Raw genomic sequence first — 16,287 nt, 5'->3', positions numbered from 1 at the left:
TGTCCCGGCCCGATCGTTGGTATCCCCAACCCTACGCCGATTCGGTACCGGTCCGGCGATCCGTCCGGGTGACCAGCGGGGATACTTCCGGGGTTCCAGGTCGACGACAGCAGGAGGCGGCGTGTCCTACTCGGTGCTCTCGCCTCTGGAGTGCCCGCGGTGCGCCGCCACCTTCGACGCGGGCGTGGTGCGGGGGACGTGCCGTTGCGGGTCGCCGCTGTTCGCCCGCTACGACCTCGCCCGGGCGGCGGCGCATCGAGAACTGGCCGCCGCCGAGGGTGCGTTCGGGTGCCCGGAGGGCGCGGCGTGTTTCGCGGCGCCGCGCGACTCCGGCCGGTTGCGGGGCGACGAGCGGGTGGTCGTGCTCAACAACCGAGCGGGGATCAAGTACCCGTGGCCGGTCGACGTCCCCACGCCTGCCCGCGACGGCGCCATCCCGCGGCCCGCCCGATGATCCGCCGTCCGCTGCCCGGGTCGCGGCCCGTGCGGTTCGGCGTGGCCGAGCTGCTGGCCGACCTCGACCGGGCCAACGGCTGGCTGCTGAGCGTCGACGGGATCGCACAGTCCTATGTGGACCTGGACGACCCGACGCACCTGGAGTTCGACTACGTCCGGCGGATCGGCGACGTGATCGACTGCGTCGCCGCCCCGGGTACCCCGCTCGACGCCCTGCACATCGGCGGCGGCGCGTGCACCCTGCCCCGCTACATCGCCGCGACCCGCCCCGGCTCGCGTCAACTCGCGATCGACGCCGACGGCGAGCTGATCGACCTGGTGCGCACCCAACTCGACCTGGACGGCGTACCGGGGCTGGCGGTCCGGGTGGGCGACGGGCGGGCCGGTGTGCGCGAGCAGCCGGACGCGGGCACCGACCTGATCGTGCTCGACGCGTTCGAGCGGGCCGTCGTGCCCGGCGGCCTGGCCACCGTCGAGTTCACCCGCGACGTCGCGCGGGTGCTGCGGCCGTGGGGCACCTACCTCGTCAACGTTTCCGACGGCCGCGGCCTGCACTTCGCCCGGCGGGTGCTCGCGACCCTGTCCGCGGTGTTCCCGCACGTGCTGCTGCTCGCCGAGCCGGGCGTGCTGCGCGGGCGGCGGTTCGGCAACCTGGTGTTCGCCGCGTCGGCGGTGGAACTGCCGGTCGAGGCGGTGCGGGGGCGGGCGGCGGGCGCGGTGTTCCCGGCCCGCTGCGTCACCTCCGCCGCCCTGTCCGACCTGCGCGGCAACGTCGAGCCCCTGACCGACGCGGCCCCGATGGCCGCGCCGACCCCGCCCGCCGACCCGTTCGCTAGCGGACGATCTTGAAGTTGAACTGCCCGGTCCCGAGCACGCCCATCAGCCGCAGCCAGACCGGCAGCAGCATCTCCGTGCCCCGGGCGCCCGCGAGGTCGCCGAGGTCGATCACGTCGCGGTGGCCGAACTCGGTCAGCAGGCCGGTGACGACGGCCTTGGCGGCCGCGTCGTCGCCCGCGACGAAGATCGTGTGGTCGGCCTCGGCGAGGTCGGCGGGGCGCACCATGAGGTCGGCGGTGAGCGTGTTGAGCGACTTGACGACCCGCGCGCCGGGGAACGACCGCTGGATCTGCTCGCCGAGCGAGTCGGTGTCCTTGACCGACAGGGTGGGCGGGAAGCCCGCGGAGAAGTCGAGCGGGTTGGCGACGTCGAGCAGCACCTTGCCGTCGAGGTTGGCCGCGCCCGCCTGGGCCAGCACCTCCAGGCTGACGCCGCCGCCGCTCGCGTTGACCACCAGGTCGGCGTGCGCGGCCGCGTCGGCGAAAGTGGTCAGGGTGACCGCGCCGTGGTCGCGCGCCCAGGCCGCGTAGCCGTCCGACTCGGTGCGGGCGAGAGTGGCCGCCACGTCCCGGGTGCCGACTCGGACGTCGTGGCCGAGTTCGGCCGACCGTCCGGCGATCGCCCTGCCGACCATCCCGGTGCCGAGTACGCCGATCTTCATCGAACTCTCCCTCACAGACAGGTCTGTCTATTTCGTCGCCAACGTAGCAGACAGGTCTGTCTGCTTCACTGAGCGGATGACGACCGAGACGGCGCGGGGGAGCGCGCGGGACCGCATCACGGAGACCGCGTTCCGGCTGTTCTACGCGCACGGCCTGCGGGCCGTCGGGGTGGACACCATCATCGCCGAGTCCGACGTGGCCAAAGCGACGTTCTACAAGCACTTTCCGCGCAAGGACGACCTCGTCCTGGCCTACCTGGACAAGGTCGACACCGTCTGGCAGGGCCAGCTGCGCGCCGCCGCCGAGGCCGCGGGCCCCGCCCCCGCCGACCAACTCGTCGGCCTGTTCGACGCGCTGCGCACCGCGTGCGCACGCGAGGGCTACCGCGGCTGCGCGTTCCTCAACGCCGCCGCCGAATCGGCCGCGGGCAGTCCCGTGCACCGGCGGACCGTGCGGCACAAGCGTGCGGTGCGCGCGTGGGTGCGTGACCTCGCCGAGCGGGCGGGCGCGTCGAACCCGGACGCCGTGGCGTTGGGGCTCACCCTGCTGCTGGACGGTGGGTTGGCCGATGGCGCGTTGGAGGCGGCGCCGGGGGTGCCGGACGCGGCCAAGGCGGCCGCGCGACTGCTGGTGACTCAGGTGAACAGCGTTTCGCCCCAGTAGCCGCCTGGTCGGGTGCCCGCGGGGCAGGCGAAGTGGCCAGAACCTGTGTGTTCCAGGTACTCCATCATCACGTCCTTACTGGACAGTGCCTGCTGCATCGGCACGAACTGCGTGCGCGAATCCCGGTTGAAGCACACGAAGAACAGGCCGGCGTCGAGGTGGCCGTAGCCGTCGGAGCCGTCGGTGAAGTTGTAGCCGCGGCGCAGGACCTTGGCGCCGTTGAGGTTGTCGGCGGCGGCCAGACGGATGTGTGACTCGGGCAGCACCAGCGGCTCGCCGCCGCGGCCGAGGACGTGCATGTCGACCTGGTCGAACTCGTCGCGCTGGCCCAGTGGGGCGCCGGTTCCCTTGGCGCGCCCGACGATGGCCTCCTGCTCGGTCAGCGACGTGCGGTCCCAGATCTCGATGTGCATCCGAATCCGGCGCGCCACCAGGTAAGTGCCGCCGACCATCCACTGTGGACTCCCGGCGGCGTCCACCCAGACGTGCTGGGCCAGGGCGGCGGGGTCTTCCGCCTTGAGGTTGTTCGTGCCGTCCTTGAAGCCGAACAGGTTGCGCGGGGTGACCTGCGTGGTCGAGGTGGACGACGTCCGGCCGAACCCGAGCTGCGACCAGCGCACCGCGACCTTGCCGAAGCCGATCCGGGCCAGGTTGCGGATCGCGTGCACCGCGACCTGCGGATCGTTGGCACACGCCTGGACGCAGACGTCGCCGCCCGAGCGGTTCGGGTCCAGGTCGTCGCCGGGGAAGCGGGGGAAGTCGATCAGCGCGGCCGGGCGCTTGTCGGCCAGGCCGAACCGGCCGTCGAACAGTGACGGGCCGAAGCCGATGGTCAGCGTGAGCGCCGACGCGGACAGATCCAACGCCTCGCCCGTGTCCGCGGGCGGGGCCTCGGGCAGACCGCCGACGGCACCGTTCTCCCTGGCCTCCTGACCGGCCGTCATCCGCTCGGCCGCCGCGGTCCACTCCTTGAGCAGCGCCACCAGTTCGGCCCGCCTGGTGGTGGTCACGTCGAACGCCACGAAGTGCATCCGGTCCTGCGCGGGGGTGACGATGCCCGCCTGGTGCTCGCCGTGGAACGGCACCGGCCCGGCCGTGCTCGCCGCCGCGTTCTGGACCCGCGGGTCGCGCGTGGCGAGCACGCCGACCGCGGCGCCCACCCCCGCCACCGCGGCCCCGGCGCCCGCCAGACCGAGCACCCTGCGCCGGGAGACCCGCTCGCGCGACACGGGCGTCTCGGCCGCCTGCTCGGTCATCGCTGCGCCACCACTTCGGCCACCTTGCTGATCGGCTCGCCGAGCGCGTCCACGGCCGCGGCGAACGCCTTGATCTCGGCGTCGGTCAGATCGGTGTAGGACTTGAAGCCGTCACCACTGCGCTGGGCCTCCAGGAGTTGGTCGACCGCCTTGAACTTCTCGTCCAGCGTCGTCGCCAGCGCCGCGTCGCGCTCCTGCACCACCGGGCGCAGCGCCGCGACGGCCGCCTGCGATCCGTCCACATTGGCCCGGAAGTCCCACAGGTCGGTGTGCGAGAAGATGTCCTCCTCGCCGGTGATCTTGCCGGTGGCCACCTCGTCGAGCAGCTCCTTGGCGCCGTTGGCGAGCTGCAGCGGGGTGAGCTGGACGGTCTTCGCGAGCCCGACCAGCTCGGTGACGTCGGCCATCAGCCGGTCGGCGATCGCGGGGGAGTCGGCCTGCAGGCCGGTGACCCACAGGTCCTTCTCCAGCCGGTGGAAGCCGGTGAACTCCGCGCCCGGTTCCAGGTCGGCCTCCCGGGCGTCGATCTTCGGGTCGAGGTCGCCGAAGCTCTCCGCGACCGGCTCGATCCGCTCCCAGTACGTGCGCGACACCGGGAACAGCGCCTTCGCCTCGTCCACTTTGGACGCCTTGACCGCGTCGACGAACTCCCGGGTCTTCACCAGCAGCGTGTCGGCCTGGGAGCCGACGTAGCGCTGGTAGCTGCGGGTCGCCTCGCCCAGCTTGGCGTCGGTGTCGGCCTGCCGGGCGGCGCCGCCCTTGACGGTGAAGTCGGCGCGGATGCCGTCGCCCTTCATGCCGGGCCTGCACGCAGTCTGGTACTTGCCGCCGTCGGGCACCTCGACGATCAGCCTGCGGGTCAGCCCGGGGGTGATGTTCTCCACCTCGCCCATGATCCGGTCGCCCTCGGCGTAGAGGTAGAACTCGGTCACCCGGCTGCCCTTGTTGCTCACCTCGAAGGTGATCGTGCCCGCGTCGGCCTCGGCGCGCGCGACCCCGCAGGCGTCGTCCTTCGCCTCCACGGCGATCGGCCCGCCCGCCGCCGAGGTGTCCGTGGTGCCGCAGGCGGTCGCCAGCACGGCGAGCCCGACCACCCCGGTCAGGGCGGCGCGAATGGTGGATCCGGTCACGGGTTCTCTCCTCGGGAACGAGCGGGGACGGCCTCCCGCGCGGGTGTGCGCCCGGGCAGGAGGAAGAAGGCGAGCACGACGACCACGTAGGTGATCCAGGCGACCGCCTGGACGACGGTGGTGCGCGCGGAGTAGTTGAAGATGCCCTTGAGCAGGGCGCCGTACCAGGAGTCCTCGGGCATCGGGCCGGACAGGTCGAAGGCGAGGGTGTTCAGTCCGGGCAGCACGGCGGCCTCCTGCAGGTCGTGCAGGCCGTACCCGAGCACCCCGGCGGCGACGAACACCAGCAGCACGCCGGTCACGGTGAAGAACCGGGCCAGATCGATGCGCAGGGCACCCCGGTAGATGGCCCACCCGAGCGCGATGGCCACCACGAGCCCGATGAGGAAGCCGACCAGCGGCCCGCCGTTGTTCCCGGCGGACTCGGCCGCGGCGTAGAAGAACACCGCGGTCTCCAGGCCCTCCCGACCGACCGACAGGAACGCCAGCACGACGATCGCGACCGCCCCGATCTCCACCGCGCTGTCCAGCTTGCCGCGCAGCTCACTCGCGATCCGGCGTCCCGTGCGGCGCATCCAGAAGATCATCCCGGTCACGAACGCCACCGCGACCAGCGACATCACGCCGCCGAAGATCTCCTGCTGCTCGAAGCTGAGGTTCGCCGCGGTGAAGGTGATCACCGCGCCGACGCCGACCGACAGCGCGACCGCGATGCCCACCCCGAGCCACACCCACCGCAACTCGGCCCGCCTGCCGGTCTTGACGAGGTACGCGATGAGGATGCTGACCACCAGCGCGGCCTCCAGCCCCTCCCGGAGGCCGATCAGCGCGCTGCTGAACACGTACTCCATCGTCACCTCCCAGGCTATGTGAGCCTAACCTTAGTTGAAGGTAGGTAAGGCTCACCATCCTGTCCAGTCGCTGTCCGACGGGAACCCGGCCACCGCGACGTCGTAGGCGCTCAGAGCGGTACCGCCGGGTTGCGGGTTGGGGCAGATGATCCGTTCGCAGTCTTGGCAGGGTGGGTGGGGCAGGGCGCTGCCGGTCCGTCTGAGCGTGGGCGCACCGCACGATCCTCCGCCGAAGTTGGTGTAGCGCTGGGTGTCTGGGATGGCGTGCAGGAGCGGCCGGAACAGTCCCGGCAGCGACGGCGCGCCATCCCCGGACACCGGGCGTGCCCCGTTCAGGCGGCCTCGTCGTCATCGTCAATGGGCGTGGCCGCATCCGGGTTGAACCACACGAGGCGAGCCCGGATGTGGCTGCCGAACTTGTATAGGCGCAGCGCGTCGTCCGGGGCGTGCAGGCTCATCCGCAGCCCGCGGGTGACCGAGACGACTTCGGCGTGGTCGGCGAAGGCCATGCCCCACGCGGCGATACGGCCGTCGACGCGGTCGCCGTATTCCTGCACTACCGCGAACAGTCGGGGTGCCTCGTCGGCCACCATTTCCTCCAGGATCGCGGCGAATCTCCGCTCGTCGCATATCGGCGTCAAGTCGGAGGGATCAGACACGAACTCGTCCAGTGGGTGGCGGTGCGTCCGCTGGTCGTGGTCGTGGTCGTGGTCGTCGAGTTGGCGCGGCCGGTCCGGTCGCGTGAGTGCGGTTGTCACGGGTTGCTCCATCGGTAGCGGTTCCTTCGGGTTCTGGTGGCCACCGGGCCAGCCGTCGGTTGCCTGCGCAGCGGCGCTCATGCGCTTGCCCGTACGGTCGGGATGGCTTGCTGGTGCTGATCGAGGGTGTCGGGGTCGCCCAGCGCGAATACCACGTCTCTTAGGGCGGCGCGTAGGCGACCGGCCTGCAACGGCTCCAGGACAGCGATCTCGCCCGGCGGGAAGACCAGCGCCACCCGACCGTCGTCGGTGGGCAGGACGAGGATCTCCCGGCGTCGGCCGGAGACATCCCGGCATGCTGCGACCCACTGTCCGGGTTTGCGTCGCGTTCGCCACATATCCGCTCTCCGCTTTGCCGCACCGGCCCACGGTGCGGGTCGGTTGGTGGTACCGGCGAAGCCGGGCCCGGTCGGGGGTCGGGCCCGGCTCCGCCGGGGCTGGGGTCCTGGCGAACGGTGATCGCCAGGCGGGCTATCTTGTGCTCTGCGGCACGGCATCCATGTTAGGCATAATGCTCGACATTATGTACAGCGCGGAAGTGGTCCGAACGGGTGATCGTGTCGGTCACCGTGCGTAACAGCAGGGAACATGGACACGAGGGAGCGGAGGGACACGATGCGACCAACCGTGCGCAGTCGCCGTCTCGGGACCCGCCTGGGCACCTACCGGCAGCACAGCGGCCTGTCCGGCACCGAGTTGGCCGCCCAGGTCGGCATCCATCAGGGCACGTGGTCGAAGATCGAGTCGGGCAAGGCCAAGGTGTCTCAGGGAGTGCTGGCGCGGACCGTGGATGTGCTGAGCATTCCAGCCGAGGTGGCCGCCCAGTTGGACACGCTGCGCCGCAAAGCCGACGAACCCGGCTGGTGGCAGGACTACGGCGACATCCTGTCCGAAGCCGTGCAGATGCTCATCGAACTGGAAGCCGACGCCTCCTGGATACGCACCTACGAAGGCGCGGTCATCCCCGGCCTGCTCCAGACCCGTGACTACGCCGAGCGGATCATCACCGCAGGATCACCACATGTGCGCGTCGCCGACATCGATCGCTACCTGGAACTGCGGATGCGCCGCAAGCGCCGGCTCAGCGAGGGCCTGCGGGTGACTGCGATCGTCGGCGAAGCCGCCATCCACCAGCAAATCGGCGGCCCCGCCATCCTGTGCGAGCAACTGCGCCACATCACCCGCGTGGTCCGCGAGCACGACGTCACAGTGCAGGTCGTCCCGTTCGCCGCCGACGCCCACGCCGCACTCGGTGACTCATTCGTGATCATCCAGTGGCCGGACGAGACCGATCCCGAAGCCGTCTACGTCGACGGGATGACATCCTGGACAGTGCACGAGCGCGGCGGCGTGATCCGCAGCTACCTCCACGCCGTGGCCTCCGTGCAAAGCAAGGCACTGCCTCCGCGAGAATCATTGGATCTCATCCACGACGTGATCAAGGACCTGCGATGAACACCGACTCCCCGACAAAACACACCCGCACCGGATGGCGCAAGAGCAGCTACAGCACCGCCACCGGCAACTGCGTCGAGGTCGCACCGGATGCCGACAGCGTGTTCATCCGACACAGCAAGCACCCCGCCGCCGGCACGATCGCCTTCTGGCACCCCGCGTGGGCGACGTTCGTTCGCGACGCGCGCAACGGCGGTCTGACCAGCACGAACGGGGTCGCCACCATCACCAAGATCGGCACCGATACCCTCGTCACATCGCTCACCACCACGGTCGAGTTGCGGTTCGATGAAGGAGAGTGGACCGCCTTCCTCGCCGGAGTCGCCGACGGCGAATTCGACTTCGCTGGTCAACTCACCGCCTGATTCGGCCGTGCCGGCTGCCGCACGTAGTGAGGCTGCATACGCATCATGTCAAGGGTTGGCTTAGTCAGGTGGCGAACTTGTCTAAGCAGGTACGCTTGGTTCATGCAGCCGATCAACCCTGAAGACCCCCGAAGCCCGTACATCCAGATAGCCGCATCCATTCGGGCGGCGATCCTCTCTGGCGAGCTTGAGCCCGAGGCGCAGTTGCCCACCGGAGACGAGCTGGCAAAGTTCTTCGGCGTGACGCGGGCAACGATCGGTTCCGCAGTACGGATCCTGCGTGAAGAGGGGTTCGTTCGCAGCCAAGCCGGAGGCGGTGTGTATGTAAGCGGTCAGGCAAGCCTGCCAATCCCGCCCGGCGAGACTCACCCGCTGACCGGCATGGCGGCCTTTCTGTTCGAAACTGGCCACCTCAAGAACATTCCGCGCTCTGGCTGGCTGCTACTGGGCATTGCACAGCCAGAAACCGTGGCAGAACACTCGTTCCGGGTCGGACTCGTCGGAATCGCTCTAGCGGGACTGGAGGGTGCCGACCCTGGCCGAACAGCCGCCCTATGTCTAATGCACGACGTCCATGAAACGCGCATAGGGGATGTCCCCTCTGTTGGCCGCGCCTACGTCACCACGGCAGTTCCAGAAGCCGTGACAGCTCACCAAACCTCAGGTATGCCTGACGAGATCGCGAAGGTCTTCCAAGAAATCACCGCGGAGTACGAGGCGACAGAAACGCTTGAGTCGAGGGTTGCCCATGACGCGGACAAGATAGAGACCTTGCTGCAAGCTGCCGAGTATGAAACTCGCGGATACGCCACCAAACCATGGCGTGACACCTCGATCGAGTCACTGTGGACCGACTCTGGCAAACAACTAGCGCAAGCGATCATCGCGACCGATCCTCGAAGCTGGTGGACAGCCTTCGCTTCGAGCTACCACGAACTACGGGCAGGCACTCGGGCACGTCAAGGGGGGCGGAATTGACCGTCAACCCTCCTGTCAACACGAAAGGTGGCCACCGACACGGGGTCGGTGGCCACCTTTCGCGCTACGTCAGCGTGTTAGCGGGAGAGCACCACCACCGACCGCGCCGGGACGGCTGCCGAGGTGCCGGTGAGCGTGGTGCGCTGCGCGTCCGCGCTCGTGGCGTGCGGTGTCCAGCCGTCGGCGGGGAGGGGGACTGTCTTCTCCTGCGGGAACGGGTTGATCACCACGAGCAGGCCGCGCCGGTTCGGGTCGAGGTCCGCGCCAGCGGTGTCGTCCAGGTAGGCCACGATCAGCCCGGAGTCGGCCGCCGGGAACGACAGTTTCGCCTGCACCAGCGCGGCGTCGTTCAGGGTGAACAGTGGGGAGGACTGGCGGATGCGCAGCAACTCCAGGGTGCCGTCCACCGACGCCCGCATGTCGGCCGCCGAGGGCTTGATGGTGGGTGTGGCGAGCACGGGACCCATGAACGGCCACTTCGCCCGGTTGTCCGCCGCGGGCGGCAGACCCCGCCCGAACCCGTTGTCGCGCAAGGACGGGTCGTAGCGGTTGAACCAGTCGCCGGAGTCGTAGCTGTTGCGGTCGAGTGACTTGGACCGGAGGAACTCGCTGCCCGCCAGCAGGAACGGCTGGCCCTGGCCGAGGAGCACCGGCGCGTGCGCGAGCTTCTGCATGCGCACCCGGTCGGCCATCGACGTCCCCGTGGGGAGTTTGAGCGCGAGCGCGTCGAACAGGGTCTCGTTGTCGTGGGCGTCGGAGTAGGTGATCACCTCGTTCGGTGCGCCCGTGTAGCCCGCGGGGGAGCCGTTGTAGGAGACCTGCCTGCCGGTGACCACCGGTCCCGCGGTCGAGCGGAATCGGAAGTCGGCCATGTTGCCTGCCATGCCGAGCTTGGTCAGGTCGCTGTACTCGACCAGTCGCGCGGCCTGGGCGGCGGCGTCGCCGTTGGCGGGGGAGCCGTTGGGGTCGCCCGCCAGCCCGGAGGCCAGGCCCTGCACCCGCGGGTCGTCGTCGAACGGGCCGCCGCCGCGCACGGCGTCGCGCTGGCGGTCGCTGAACGTGGCGATGCCGGTGCCCGCCATGTTCGCCTGGGTGGCCTGGACGAACCGCGCGTTGCCCGCGACCTCGCCGAAGTCCCAGCCCTCACCGTAGATACGGATCTTCGTGCCGTCCACGCCGTCGCGCGCCACGGTGAGCGTGTCGAGCGCGGCCCGCGCGGCGAGGATGTTCGCCTTCGGGTGGTGGCCCATCAGGTCGAATCGGAAACCGTCCACTTTGTACGTCCGGGCCCACCGCAGCACCGAGTCGACCACGAGCTTGCCCATCATCGCGTTCTCGGTCGCGGTGTTGGCGCAGCAGGTGGAGTTCGCGACCGTGCCGTCGAGGTTGAGCCGCTGGTAGTAGCCGGGCACGACCCGGTCGAGCACCGAGTTCGGCGCGTCGCCGGAGGCGGTGGTGTGGTTGTAGACCACGTCCACCACGACCCGGTTCCCGTTGTCGTGCAACGACTTCACCATCTCGCGGTACTGCTTTGCCCGCGCGTGGCCGGATTGGGCGTCGTCGGTGGCGTAGGAACCCTCGACCACGTCGTAGTGCAGCGGGTCGTAGCCCCAGTTGAAGCCGTCCCGCGCGGCGGCCGCACCTGTGCACTCCTGCTGGCTCGGCGAGTCCGGCGGCAGCGCGGGCAGGTCGCAGTTCGGGCGCTGCTGGTCGGCCCGGCGCTCCGGGATGCTGGCGATGTCGAACGTCGGCAGCAGGTGCACCGTGTCCAACCCGGCCTCCGCCAACGACTTCAGGTGCTTCATGCCCACCGAGTCGCGGTGCGTGAACGCCTTGTACGTGCCGCGCTCGGCCGTGGGCACGCTGTCGTCGGCGATGGAGAAGTCCCGCACGTGCAGTTCGGTGATGCCGTGCTCGGTCGGGTCGCCGTCGAGCCCCTTGGCCACCTGCCTGCCCCAGTCGGCGGGCATGGTGGCGCCGTCGCGCAGATCGGCGAACTGCGAGTGCGTCGAGTCGACCGACAGCGACACCGAGTACGGGTCGGTGACCACGACGGTGCGGAACTTGTTCTCCGGCGACGACCAGCCGGTGATCTCGAACTGGTAGTAGCGGTCCTTCCAGTTCCCGTCCGCCGACCACGAGCCGGACTTGTCGTCGCGGCGCAGGTCCACGACCTGGCGCGGCTGCGCGTCCCGCGCGGGCACGGCGGTGTCGAACAGCCGCAGCTTCACCGACTTCGCGGTCGGCGCCCACAGCCGGGCGGTCACCTTCCCGCGGTCGAATGTCGGCCCATAGGCCAGTTTCGCCGCCTCGACGCCGTAGCGGCCGTCGAGCGCGCCCGCGAGCTGGGTGCCCGTGGCGTGCCGGGTCGCGCCGTTCGAGTCGACGTGCACGGCGGCCTGCTGGGCCCGCAGTGCCTCGTCGATCCGGCCCGCGTCGGACGCGCGCACCTTGAACACCGGTTTCCCGGACAGGTGCGGGAACTTCGCGGCGAGCTCGCCCGTGAGCGCCCCGTCCGCCTGGAGCCGCAGGTACTTGCCGCCCTGGACCCGGCCGTCGGTGAGGGTGATCTTGCCCTCGGCGTCGTAGCGCACGTGGTAGCCGTCCGACGCGATCGCCGGGACGTCCCACACCAGCCGGTCCTTGTCGACCCAGATGGCCTTGGCCTTGCTCAGGTCGGCGTCGGCGGCGGGCGCGGTGGACGGCGGCAGCACGTACGACGCGCCGCCGTCCGCTCGGGCCGACCCGGAGACGAACCACACCTCGTAGCCCGTGCCGCCGACGTCGAGGAACTGGTCGGCGCCCGGGTCCTTGGTGTCGCCCTTGTGGATGATGTTGCTCAGCCCCGGCGCGCCCGGTTCGAGCGCGACCGACCAATAGATGCCGAATCCGTCGGTGCCGTCGGCCGGACGCGACTGGGTCCACCCGGGACTCGGCACCAGCGAGCCGGTCCAGTGGTAGAGCACCCAGTCGGTGTAGTCGCCGTCCGGCCGCGAGTAGTGGATCACCGCGCGGTTCTCCGCGGCGGCCAGGCTGGCGTACACCTTGGTCTGGCCCTCGCGGGTCCAGGCCCGGGCGCCGGTCAGCGTCCCGGACACCACGGCGGTCGAGCCCTGCACCACGCTGAAGTCGAGCGGGGTGGCTGTCGCGGGCACGTCGGCGAACGCGCCGAACGCGTCACGGCCGGTCAGCGGCACGTCCGGCTGACCCGCGATCCGCACCGCGGCGCCCGCGTAGTCGCCGGACGGGCGCTGGAAGTGCACGGTGACCTTGCCGGTGGCCGCGGTCTCGCTCGGGTGCAGCGCGTCCTGGCCCTGGTTGATCCAGGTCTGCGGGGTGACCGACGGGTCGACGAACCGGTCGCCGCCGTCCTTCTCGTCACCCTTGTGCGTGATGATCCCGACCTGCTTGGCGCCGGGCTTGAGCTTGACCCACGCGAACCGGCCGAACGGGGTCTCGCCGCTGAACGGCCGCGGCGAGGTCCACTCGGTGGGCTGCTCGACGTCGCCCCACACGTGCAGGCCCCAGCCCGCGTAGTCGCCCGCGGGCCGGTTGTAGTGCACGACCAGCCAGTCCGGGCTCTGGCCGCCGGGACCGCCGGGCGGCGGCGGTGCCGCGGCGAGCGTCACGGCCGCGCCGTCCGCCCCCAGCGTGCCGCGCGAGTCCTTGGCCACGACGCGGAACTCGATCTTCTTGCCGACCGCGGTGCCCCGCAGGCCAGACACGTCGGCGAACACCCGGTAGGGCGCGGCGTCGTCCGTGCCGAGCATCGTCCACTTGTCGGTGCCCTCGACCCGGGCCGCGAAGGTGGCCTGCGCGTAGGGCGAGGTGATGCCGTCCGCCTTGAGCTCGACCCGGCCGTCGAGCACGGTGCCCGCGGCGGGTGCCACCAGCGTCGGGGTCGGCGTCGCCGCCTGCAACCGGTCGTGCGAGGCCAGGACCAGCACGGAGTACGCGGGCACGGTCACCCGCACCTTGCCGTCCTGGCCGCTGGTCGGGCCGTCGCCCCTGGCGGGCAGTTCCGTGCGGAACCGCAGGCCGGGCGCGCCGACCGGCACGTCGACCGTGGCGGGCGCGGCGCCCGCGTTGGCGACGACGAGGTTCTCCCGCTGGGCCCACTTGGTGATCCTGCTGAACGCGAGCACGTCGTTCTGCGCCAGACGCAGCACCTGGTTGCCGTCCGCCCACACCCGGTCGCGGTCCACAAAGGACGCGAGGTCGGCGAGCTGGCGGTACAGCGGGTGTCCGGTCTGGAAGTTGTCCTGCGCCCCGGTGCGGTCGGTGCCGACGAACTTCTCGGCCATGAACTCCGGGGTCTTGCTGGCGAACATGTCCTGGCGGGCGACCTTGTCGCCGCCGCTGCCCGCCATGCCCTGCTCGTCGCCGTAGTAGACGACCGGGTTGCCGCGCCACAGGTACATCAGCGTGTTGCCCAGCCGCAGCCGGTTGAGCAGCTCCTCTTCGGTGATGCCCGGCCGCTCTTGGCGCAGCATCCAGGCCATCCGGCCCATGTCGTGGTTGCCGAGGAACGTCGGCAGCGAGGACGCGTTGGAGTCGGCGTCGGTGTACTGGTCGTCGGCCAGCAGCACCTCGGCGAGCCGGGCGGAACCCTTGCCGGACAGGAAGTTCAGCGCGCCGCTCTGGAACGGGAAGTCCAAAATGGCCTGCATCCGGCCGGTGGTGCTGTAGGAGGAGGTGAGCGTGGTGTCCGAGCTGAACACCTCGCCGAAGACGAAGAAGTCCTTCTTGCCCTTGGACTTCGCGTACGCCTGCACGTGTGGCGCGAGCGCCTGCCAGAACGCCATGTTGACGTGCTTGACGGTGTCCACGCGGTAGCCGTCGATGCCCAGGGTGTCGATCCAGCTCGTGAAGATCTTCTTCATGCCCTCGACGACCTTCGGGTTCTCGGTCATCAGGTCGTCGAGACCGAAGAAGTCGCCGTACTCGTTGGACTCGCCGCTGAAGGTCGAGTCGCCCCGGTTGTGGTAGAGCGCGGGGTCGTTGAGCCAGGCCGGGGTCTTCGCGGTCGCGCCCGCGGGGGTCGGGAAGACCGGCGTGTAGGGGAAGGAGGTCTTCGGGTCGAGCTTCGGGAAGTCCGGCTTGCCCGCGGCGGCGGCGATATCGATCGGGTTGCCCTGCGCGTCGAGGTAGGGCTGCGCGCCGGTGCTGATGTAGTCGTACTCGTTCTCGGCGTACTCGATCACGTTGGCCGTGTGGTTGGCCACGATGTCGAAGAAGACCTTGATGTCCTTGCGGTGCGCGTCCGCGATCAGCGCCTGCATGTCCGCGGTGGTGCCGAAGTGCGGGTCGAGCTTGGTGAAGTCGGTGGTCCAGTAGCCGTGGTAGCCGGCGGAGACGTCCGCGCCGGTGCCCTGCACCCACTGGTTGGCGAACATCGGCGTCATCCAGATCGCGGTGACGCCCATGCCGTCGAGGTAGTCCAGCTTCGCGCGCAGCCCCGGCAGGTCGCCGCCGTGGTAGAAGCCCTTGTCGGTCGGGTCGAACCCGGTCTTGAGCCGATCGGTCTCGGCCGAGCCGCCGCGGTCGTTGCGCGGGTCGCCGTTGGCGAACCGGTCGGGCATGACGAAGTAGAACCGCTCACCGGTCAGGTCGTCGCGCAGCGCGTCCTTGGCGAGCGCGCGGTCGCCGGGACGCACGCCGGCGGGCAGGTCGGTCACCTCCCCGACGGCGAACCAGGTGCCCTGGTCGGCGTTGCCCGCCGACACCGGGGAGACCCCGGGCAGCAGGAGGGGCACCGCCAACAGCCCGCTGACGAGCAAGGCGAGAGCGGATCTCGCGCGCCGACCCATGACGACCTCCATGTCGAAAGAATTTGCACGCCACTTGCCTCAAGAGAGACCAGGCCACCGCACCAAACCATGACTGTCCCGGCAGGACAAGGCCCGTTTGGCTGCAATCTCTTTCAGTCGGTTGCGCAACGCTGTTACCCGGCGGCAACGACGCGGTCATCGGACATGTCCTGTCCGGCCGAACCCTTCGGGTTCCGCACTAACTCTTCGGGCCTGGCTTCGGGTGTTCGGGGTTTCGTTCGGGTCGGTGGGGGTGGGCAGGGAAGGTCCGGGACAATGTCCCGATGCCTCGACTTGATCTTGTGTCTGGTGGCGCCTCCGCCGCGACGGTGGAGGGGTTCGAGGTCGCGTTCGTTGATGACGCCGAGGAACAGCGGGTTCCGCTGACCGAGGCGGCGATGGTGCTGTTCGAGTCGTGTTCGCCGGTGCGCGGGTTCCCGAGTTGGAAGGGGCAGCGGCACCACGCGGGAAGCTGGTGGACGGCGACGACGGGCACGCTGGTGGGCTACGAGTCGTGGCTGGAGCGCGACCGGCTGGTGCTGCTGGACTTTGATCCGCAGGTCGTGGGCATCGCTTCGCAGCCGTTCTGGCTGTTTTGGAGCACGCCTGAGGGGCGGCGACGGTCGCACGCTCCCGACTACTTCGCTCGTAGGTCGGATGGGTCGGCGCTGGTGCTGGATTGCCGACCAGCGCATCGGATCAAGCCGCGGGACCAGGCCGCGTTCGAGGCGACCAGGGCGGCCTGCGAAGCGTTGGGCTGGGACTACCAGGTCGTCGACGGCCCTCCGGAGACACTGCTGGGCAACGTGCGCTGGCTGGCTGGCTACCGGCATCCGCGCCATGAGCTGGCCGAGGTCGCGGCCGCGTTGCGGGCGGTGTTCGTCGTGCCGGTGGGGTTGATGGATGGGGCGGGCTGGGTGGGTGACCCGATCGCGGTGTTGCCGGTGCTGTTCCACCTGCTCTGGCGGGGCGAGCTGCGGACCGACCTGTCCCGTCCGCTGCACCCGGATGCGGTGGTCACTGCGACGCCGGGAGCGGTCGCATGAGCGCGGCTCGGCAGGTGATG

General features: G+C 70.0%; 14 protein-coding genes. 7 read left to right on the top strand and 7 right to left on the bottom strand.

Going from position 1 to position 16,287, the window contains the following annotated elements; genetic code table 11:
• Positions 1-121: 121 nt before the first annotated feature.
• Positions 122-454: a hypothetical protein gene (locus ACT4N7_RS22525; RefSeq protein ID WP_444830809.1), complete on the top strand. Its 333-nt coding sequence runs from the start codon at positions 122-124 to the stop codon at positions 452-454.
• A complete protein-coding gene (locus ACT4N7_RS22520; RefSeq protein WP_444830808.1) occupies positions 451-1,305 on the top strand; it encodes a spermidine synthase in 855 nt (284 codons plus the stop codon). The genes ACT4N7_RS22525 and ACT4N7_RS22520 overlap by 4 nt, the downstream gene beginning before the upstream one ends.
• Here the strand turns inward: ACT4N7_RS22520 and ACT4N7_RS22515 are convergent.
• Positions 1,289-1,954: an NADPH-dependent F420 reductase gene (locus ACT4N7_RS22515; protein WP_444830807.1), complete on the bottom strand. Its 666-nt coding sequence runs from the start codon at positions 1,952-1,954 to the stop codon at positions 1,289-1,291. The two genes, ACT4N7_RS22520 and ACT4N7_RS22515, sit on opposite strands and share 17 nt — an antisense overlap.
• Positions 1,955-2,030: 76 nt before the next feature.
• Here ACT4N7_RS22515 and ACT4N7_RS22510 point away from each other — a divergent pair, with 76 nt between their 5' ends.
• Positions 2,031-2,618, top strand: coding sequence for a TetR/AcrR family transcriptional regulator (locus tag ACT4N7_RS22510; RefSeq protein WP_444830806.1), 588 nt, complete (start codon positions 2,031-2,033; stop codon positions 2,616-2,618).
• Here the strand turns inward: ACT4N7_RS22510 and efeB are convergent.
• The 5 genes from efeB to ACT4N7_RS22485 form a co-directional block, all read right to left on the bottom strand.
• Positions 2,591-3,874: an iron uptake transporter deferrochelatase/peroxidase subunit gene (gene efeB, locus ACT4N7_RS22505; protein ID WP_444830805.1), complete on the bottom strand. Its 1,284-nt coding sequence runs from the start codon at positions 3,872-3,874 to the stop codon at positions 2,591-2,593. The genes ACT4N7_RS22510 and efeB overlap by 28 nt on opposite strands.
• Positions 3,871-5,004 (bottom strand): iron uptake system protein EfeO, encoded by a 1,134-nt coding sequence (gene efeO, locus ACT4N7_RS22500; RefSeq protein ID WP_444830804.1) that lies wholly within the window; start codon positions 5,002-5,004, stop codon positions 3,871-3,873. Before efeO ends, efeB begins: the two co-directional genes overlap by 4 nt.
• On the bottom strand, positions 5,001-5,855 hold the full coding sequence (gene efeU, locus ACT4N7_RS22495; protein ID WP_444830803.1) for an iron uptake transporter permease EfeU: 855 nt from the start codon (positions 5,853-5,855) through the stop codon (positions 5,001-5,003). Before efeU ends, efeO begins: the two co-directional genes overlap by 4 nt.
• Before the next feature lie 332 nt (positions 5,856-6,187).
• Positions 6,188-6,613, bottom strand: a complete 426-nt coding sequence (locus ACT4N7_RS22490) for a hypothetical protein (protein ID WP_444830802.1) — start codon at positions 6,611-6,613, stop codon at positions 6,188-6,190.
• A 77-nt stretch (positions 6,614-6,690) separates the two neighbouring features.
• Positions 6,691-6,849, bottom strand: a complete 159-nt coding sequence (locus ACT4N7_RS22485) for a hypothetical protein (protein WP_444830801.1) — start codon at positions 6,847-6,849, stop codon at positions 6,691-6,693.
• A gap of 352 nt (positions 6,850-7,201) precedes the next feature.
• Here ACT4N7_RS22485 and ACT4N7_RS22480 point away from each other — a divergent pair, with 352 nt between their 5' ends.
• From ACT4N7_RS22480 to ACT4N7_RS22470, 3 genes are all read left to right on the top strand, one after another.
• Positions 7,202-8,068 carry a helix-turn-helix domain-containing protein gene (locus tag ACT4N7_RS22480; protein WP_444830800.1) on the top strand — a complete coding sequence of 289 codons (867 nt, stop codon included), beginning with the start codon at positions 7,202-7,204 and terminating at the stop codon, positions 8,066-8,068.
• Positions 8,065-8,433: a DUF397 domain-containing protein gene (locus ACT4N7_RS22475; protein WP_444830799.1), complete on the top strand. Its 369-nt coding sequence runs from the start codon at positions 8,065-8,067 to the stop codon at positions 8,431-8,433. The genes ACT4N7_RS22480 and ACT4N7_RS22475 overlap by 4 nt, the downstream gene beginning before the upstream one ends.
• 102 nt (positions 8,434-8,535) lie before the next feature.
• On the top strand, positions 8,536-9,411 hold the full coding sequence (locus ACT4N7_RS22470; RefSeq protein ID WP_444830798.1) for an HD domain-containing protein: 876 nt from the start codon (positions 8,536-8,538) through the stop codon (positions 9,409-9,411).
• 77 nt (positions 9,412-9,488) lie between these two features.
• On the opposite strand, the gene pulA is transcribed toward ACT4N7_RS22470, so the two are convergent.
• Positions 9,489-15,233 (bottom strand): pullulanase-type alpha-1,6-glucosidase, encoded by a 5,745-nt coding sequence (gene pulA, locus ACT4N7_RS22465; RefSeq protein ID WP_444830797.1) that lies wholly within the window; start codon positions 15,231-15,233, stop codon positions 9,489-9,491.
• A 272-nt stretch (positions 15,234-15,505) separates the two neighbouring features.
• Here pulA and ACT4N7_RS22460 point away from each other — a divergent pair, with 272 nt between their 5' ends.
• Positions 15,506-16,267 (top strand): TnsA-like heteromeric transposase endonuclease subunit, encoded by a 762-nt coding sequence (locus ACT4N7_RS22460; protein WP_444830796.1) that lies wholly within the window; start codon positions 15,506-15,508, stop codon positions 16,265-16,267.
• Positions 16,268-16,287: the final 20 nt, after the last annotated feature.

The organism is Actinokineospora sp., assembly GCF_052390155.1.
Taxonomy (GTDB): Bacteria; Actinomycetota; Actinomycetes; order Mycobacteriales; family Pseudonocardiaceae; genus Actinokineospora.
This window is presented reverse-complemented; position numbering and strand designations above follow the sequence as displayed.

Bases quoted from the DNA above. Each gene is read 5' to 3' on its own strand.
- ACT4N7_RS22520 (WP_444830808.1), top strand. From the start codon at position 451: ATGATCCGCCGTCCGCTGCCCGGGTCGCGGCCCGTGCGGTTCGGCGTG.
- ACT4N7_RS22515 (WP_444830807.1), bottom strand. From the start codon at position 1,954: ATGAAGATCGGCGTACTCGGCACCGGGATGGTCGGCAGGGCGATCGCC.
- ACT4N7_RS22510 (WP_444830806.1), top strand. From the start codon at position 2,031: ATGACGACCGAGACGGCGCGGGGGAGCGCGCGGGACCGCATCACGGAG.
- efeB (WP_444830805.1), bottom strand. From the start codon at position 3,874: ATGACCGAGCAGGCGGCCGAGACGCCCGTGTCGCGCGAGCGGGTCTCC.
- efeU (WP_444830803.1), bottom strand. From the start codon at position 5,855: ATGGAGTACGTGTTCAGCAGCGCGCTGATCGGCCTCCGGGAGGGGCTG.
- ACT4N7_RS22480 (WP_444830800.1), top strand. From the start codon at position 7,202: ATGGACACGAGGGAGCGGAGGGACACGATGCGACCAACCGTGCGCAGT.
- ACT4N7_RS22475 (WP_444830799.1), top strand. From the start codon at position 8,065: ATGAACACCGACTCCCCGACAAAACACACCCGCACCGGATGGCGCAAG.
- ACT4N7_RS22470 (WP_444830798.1), top strand. From the start codon at position 8,536: ATGCAGCCGATCAACCCTGAAGACCCCCGAAGCCCGTACATCCAGATA.
- pulA (WP_444830797.1), bottom strand. From the start codon at position 15,233: ATGGAGGTCGTCATGGGTCGGCGCGCGAGATCCGCTCTCGCCTTGCTC.
- ACT4N7_RS22460 (WP_444830796.1), top strand. From the start codon at position 15,506: ATGCCTCGACTTGATCTTGTGTCTGGTGGCGCCTCCGCCGCGACGGTG.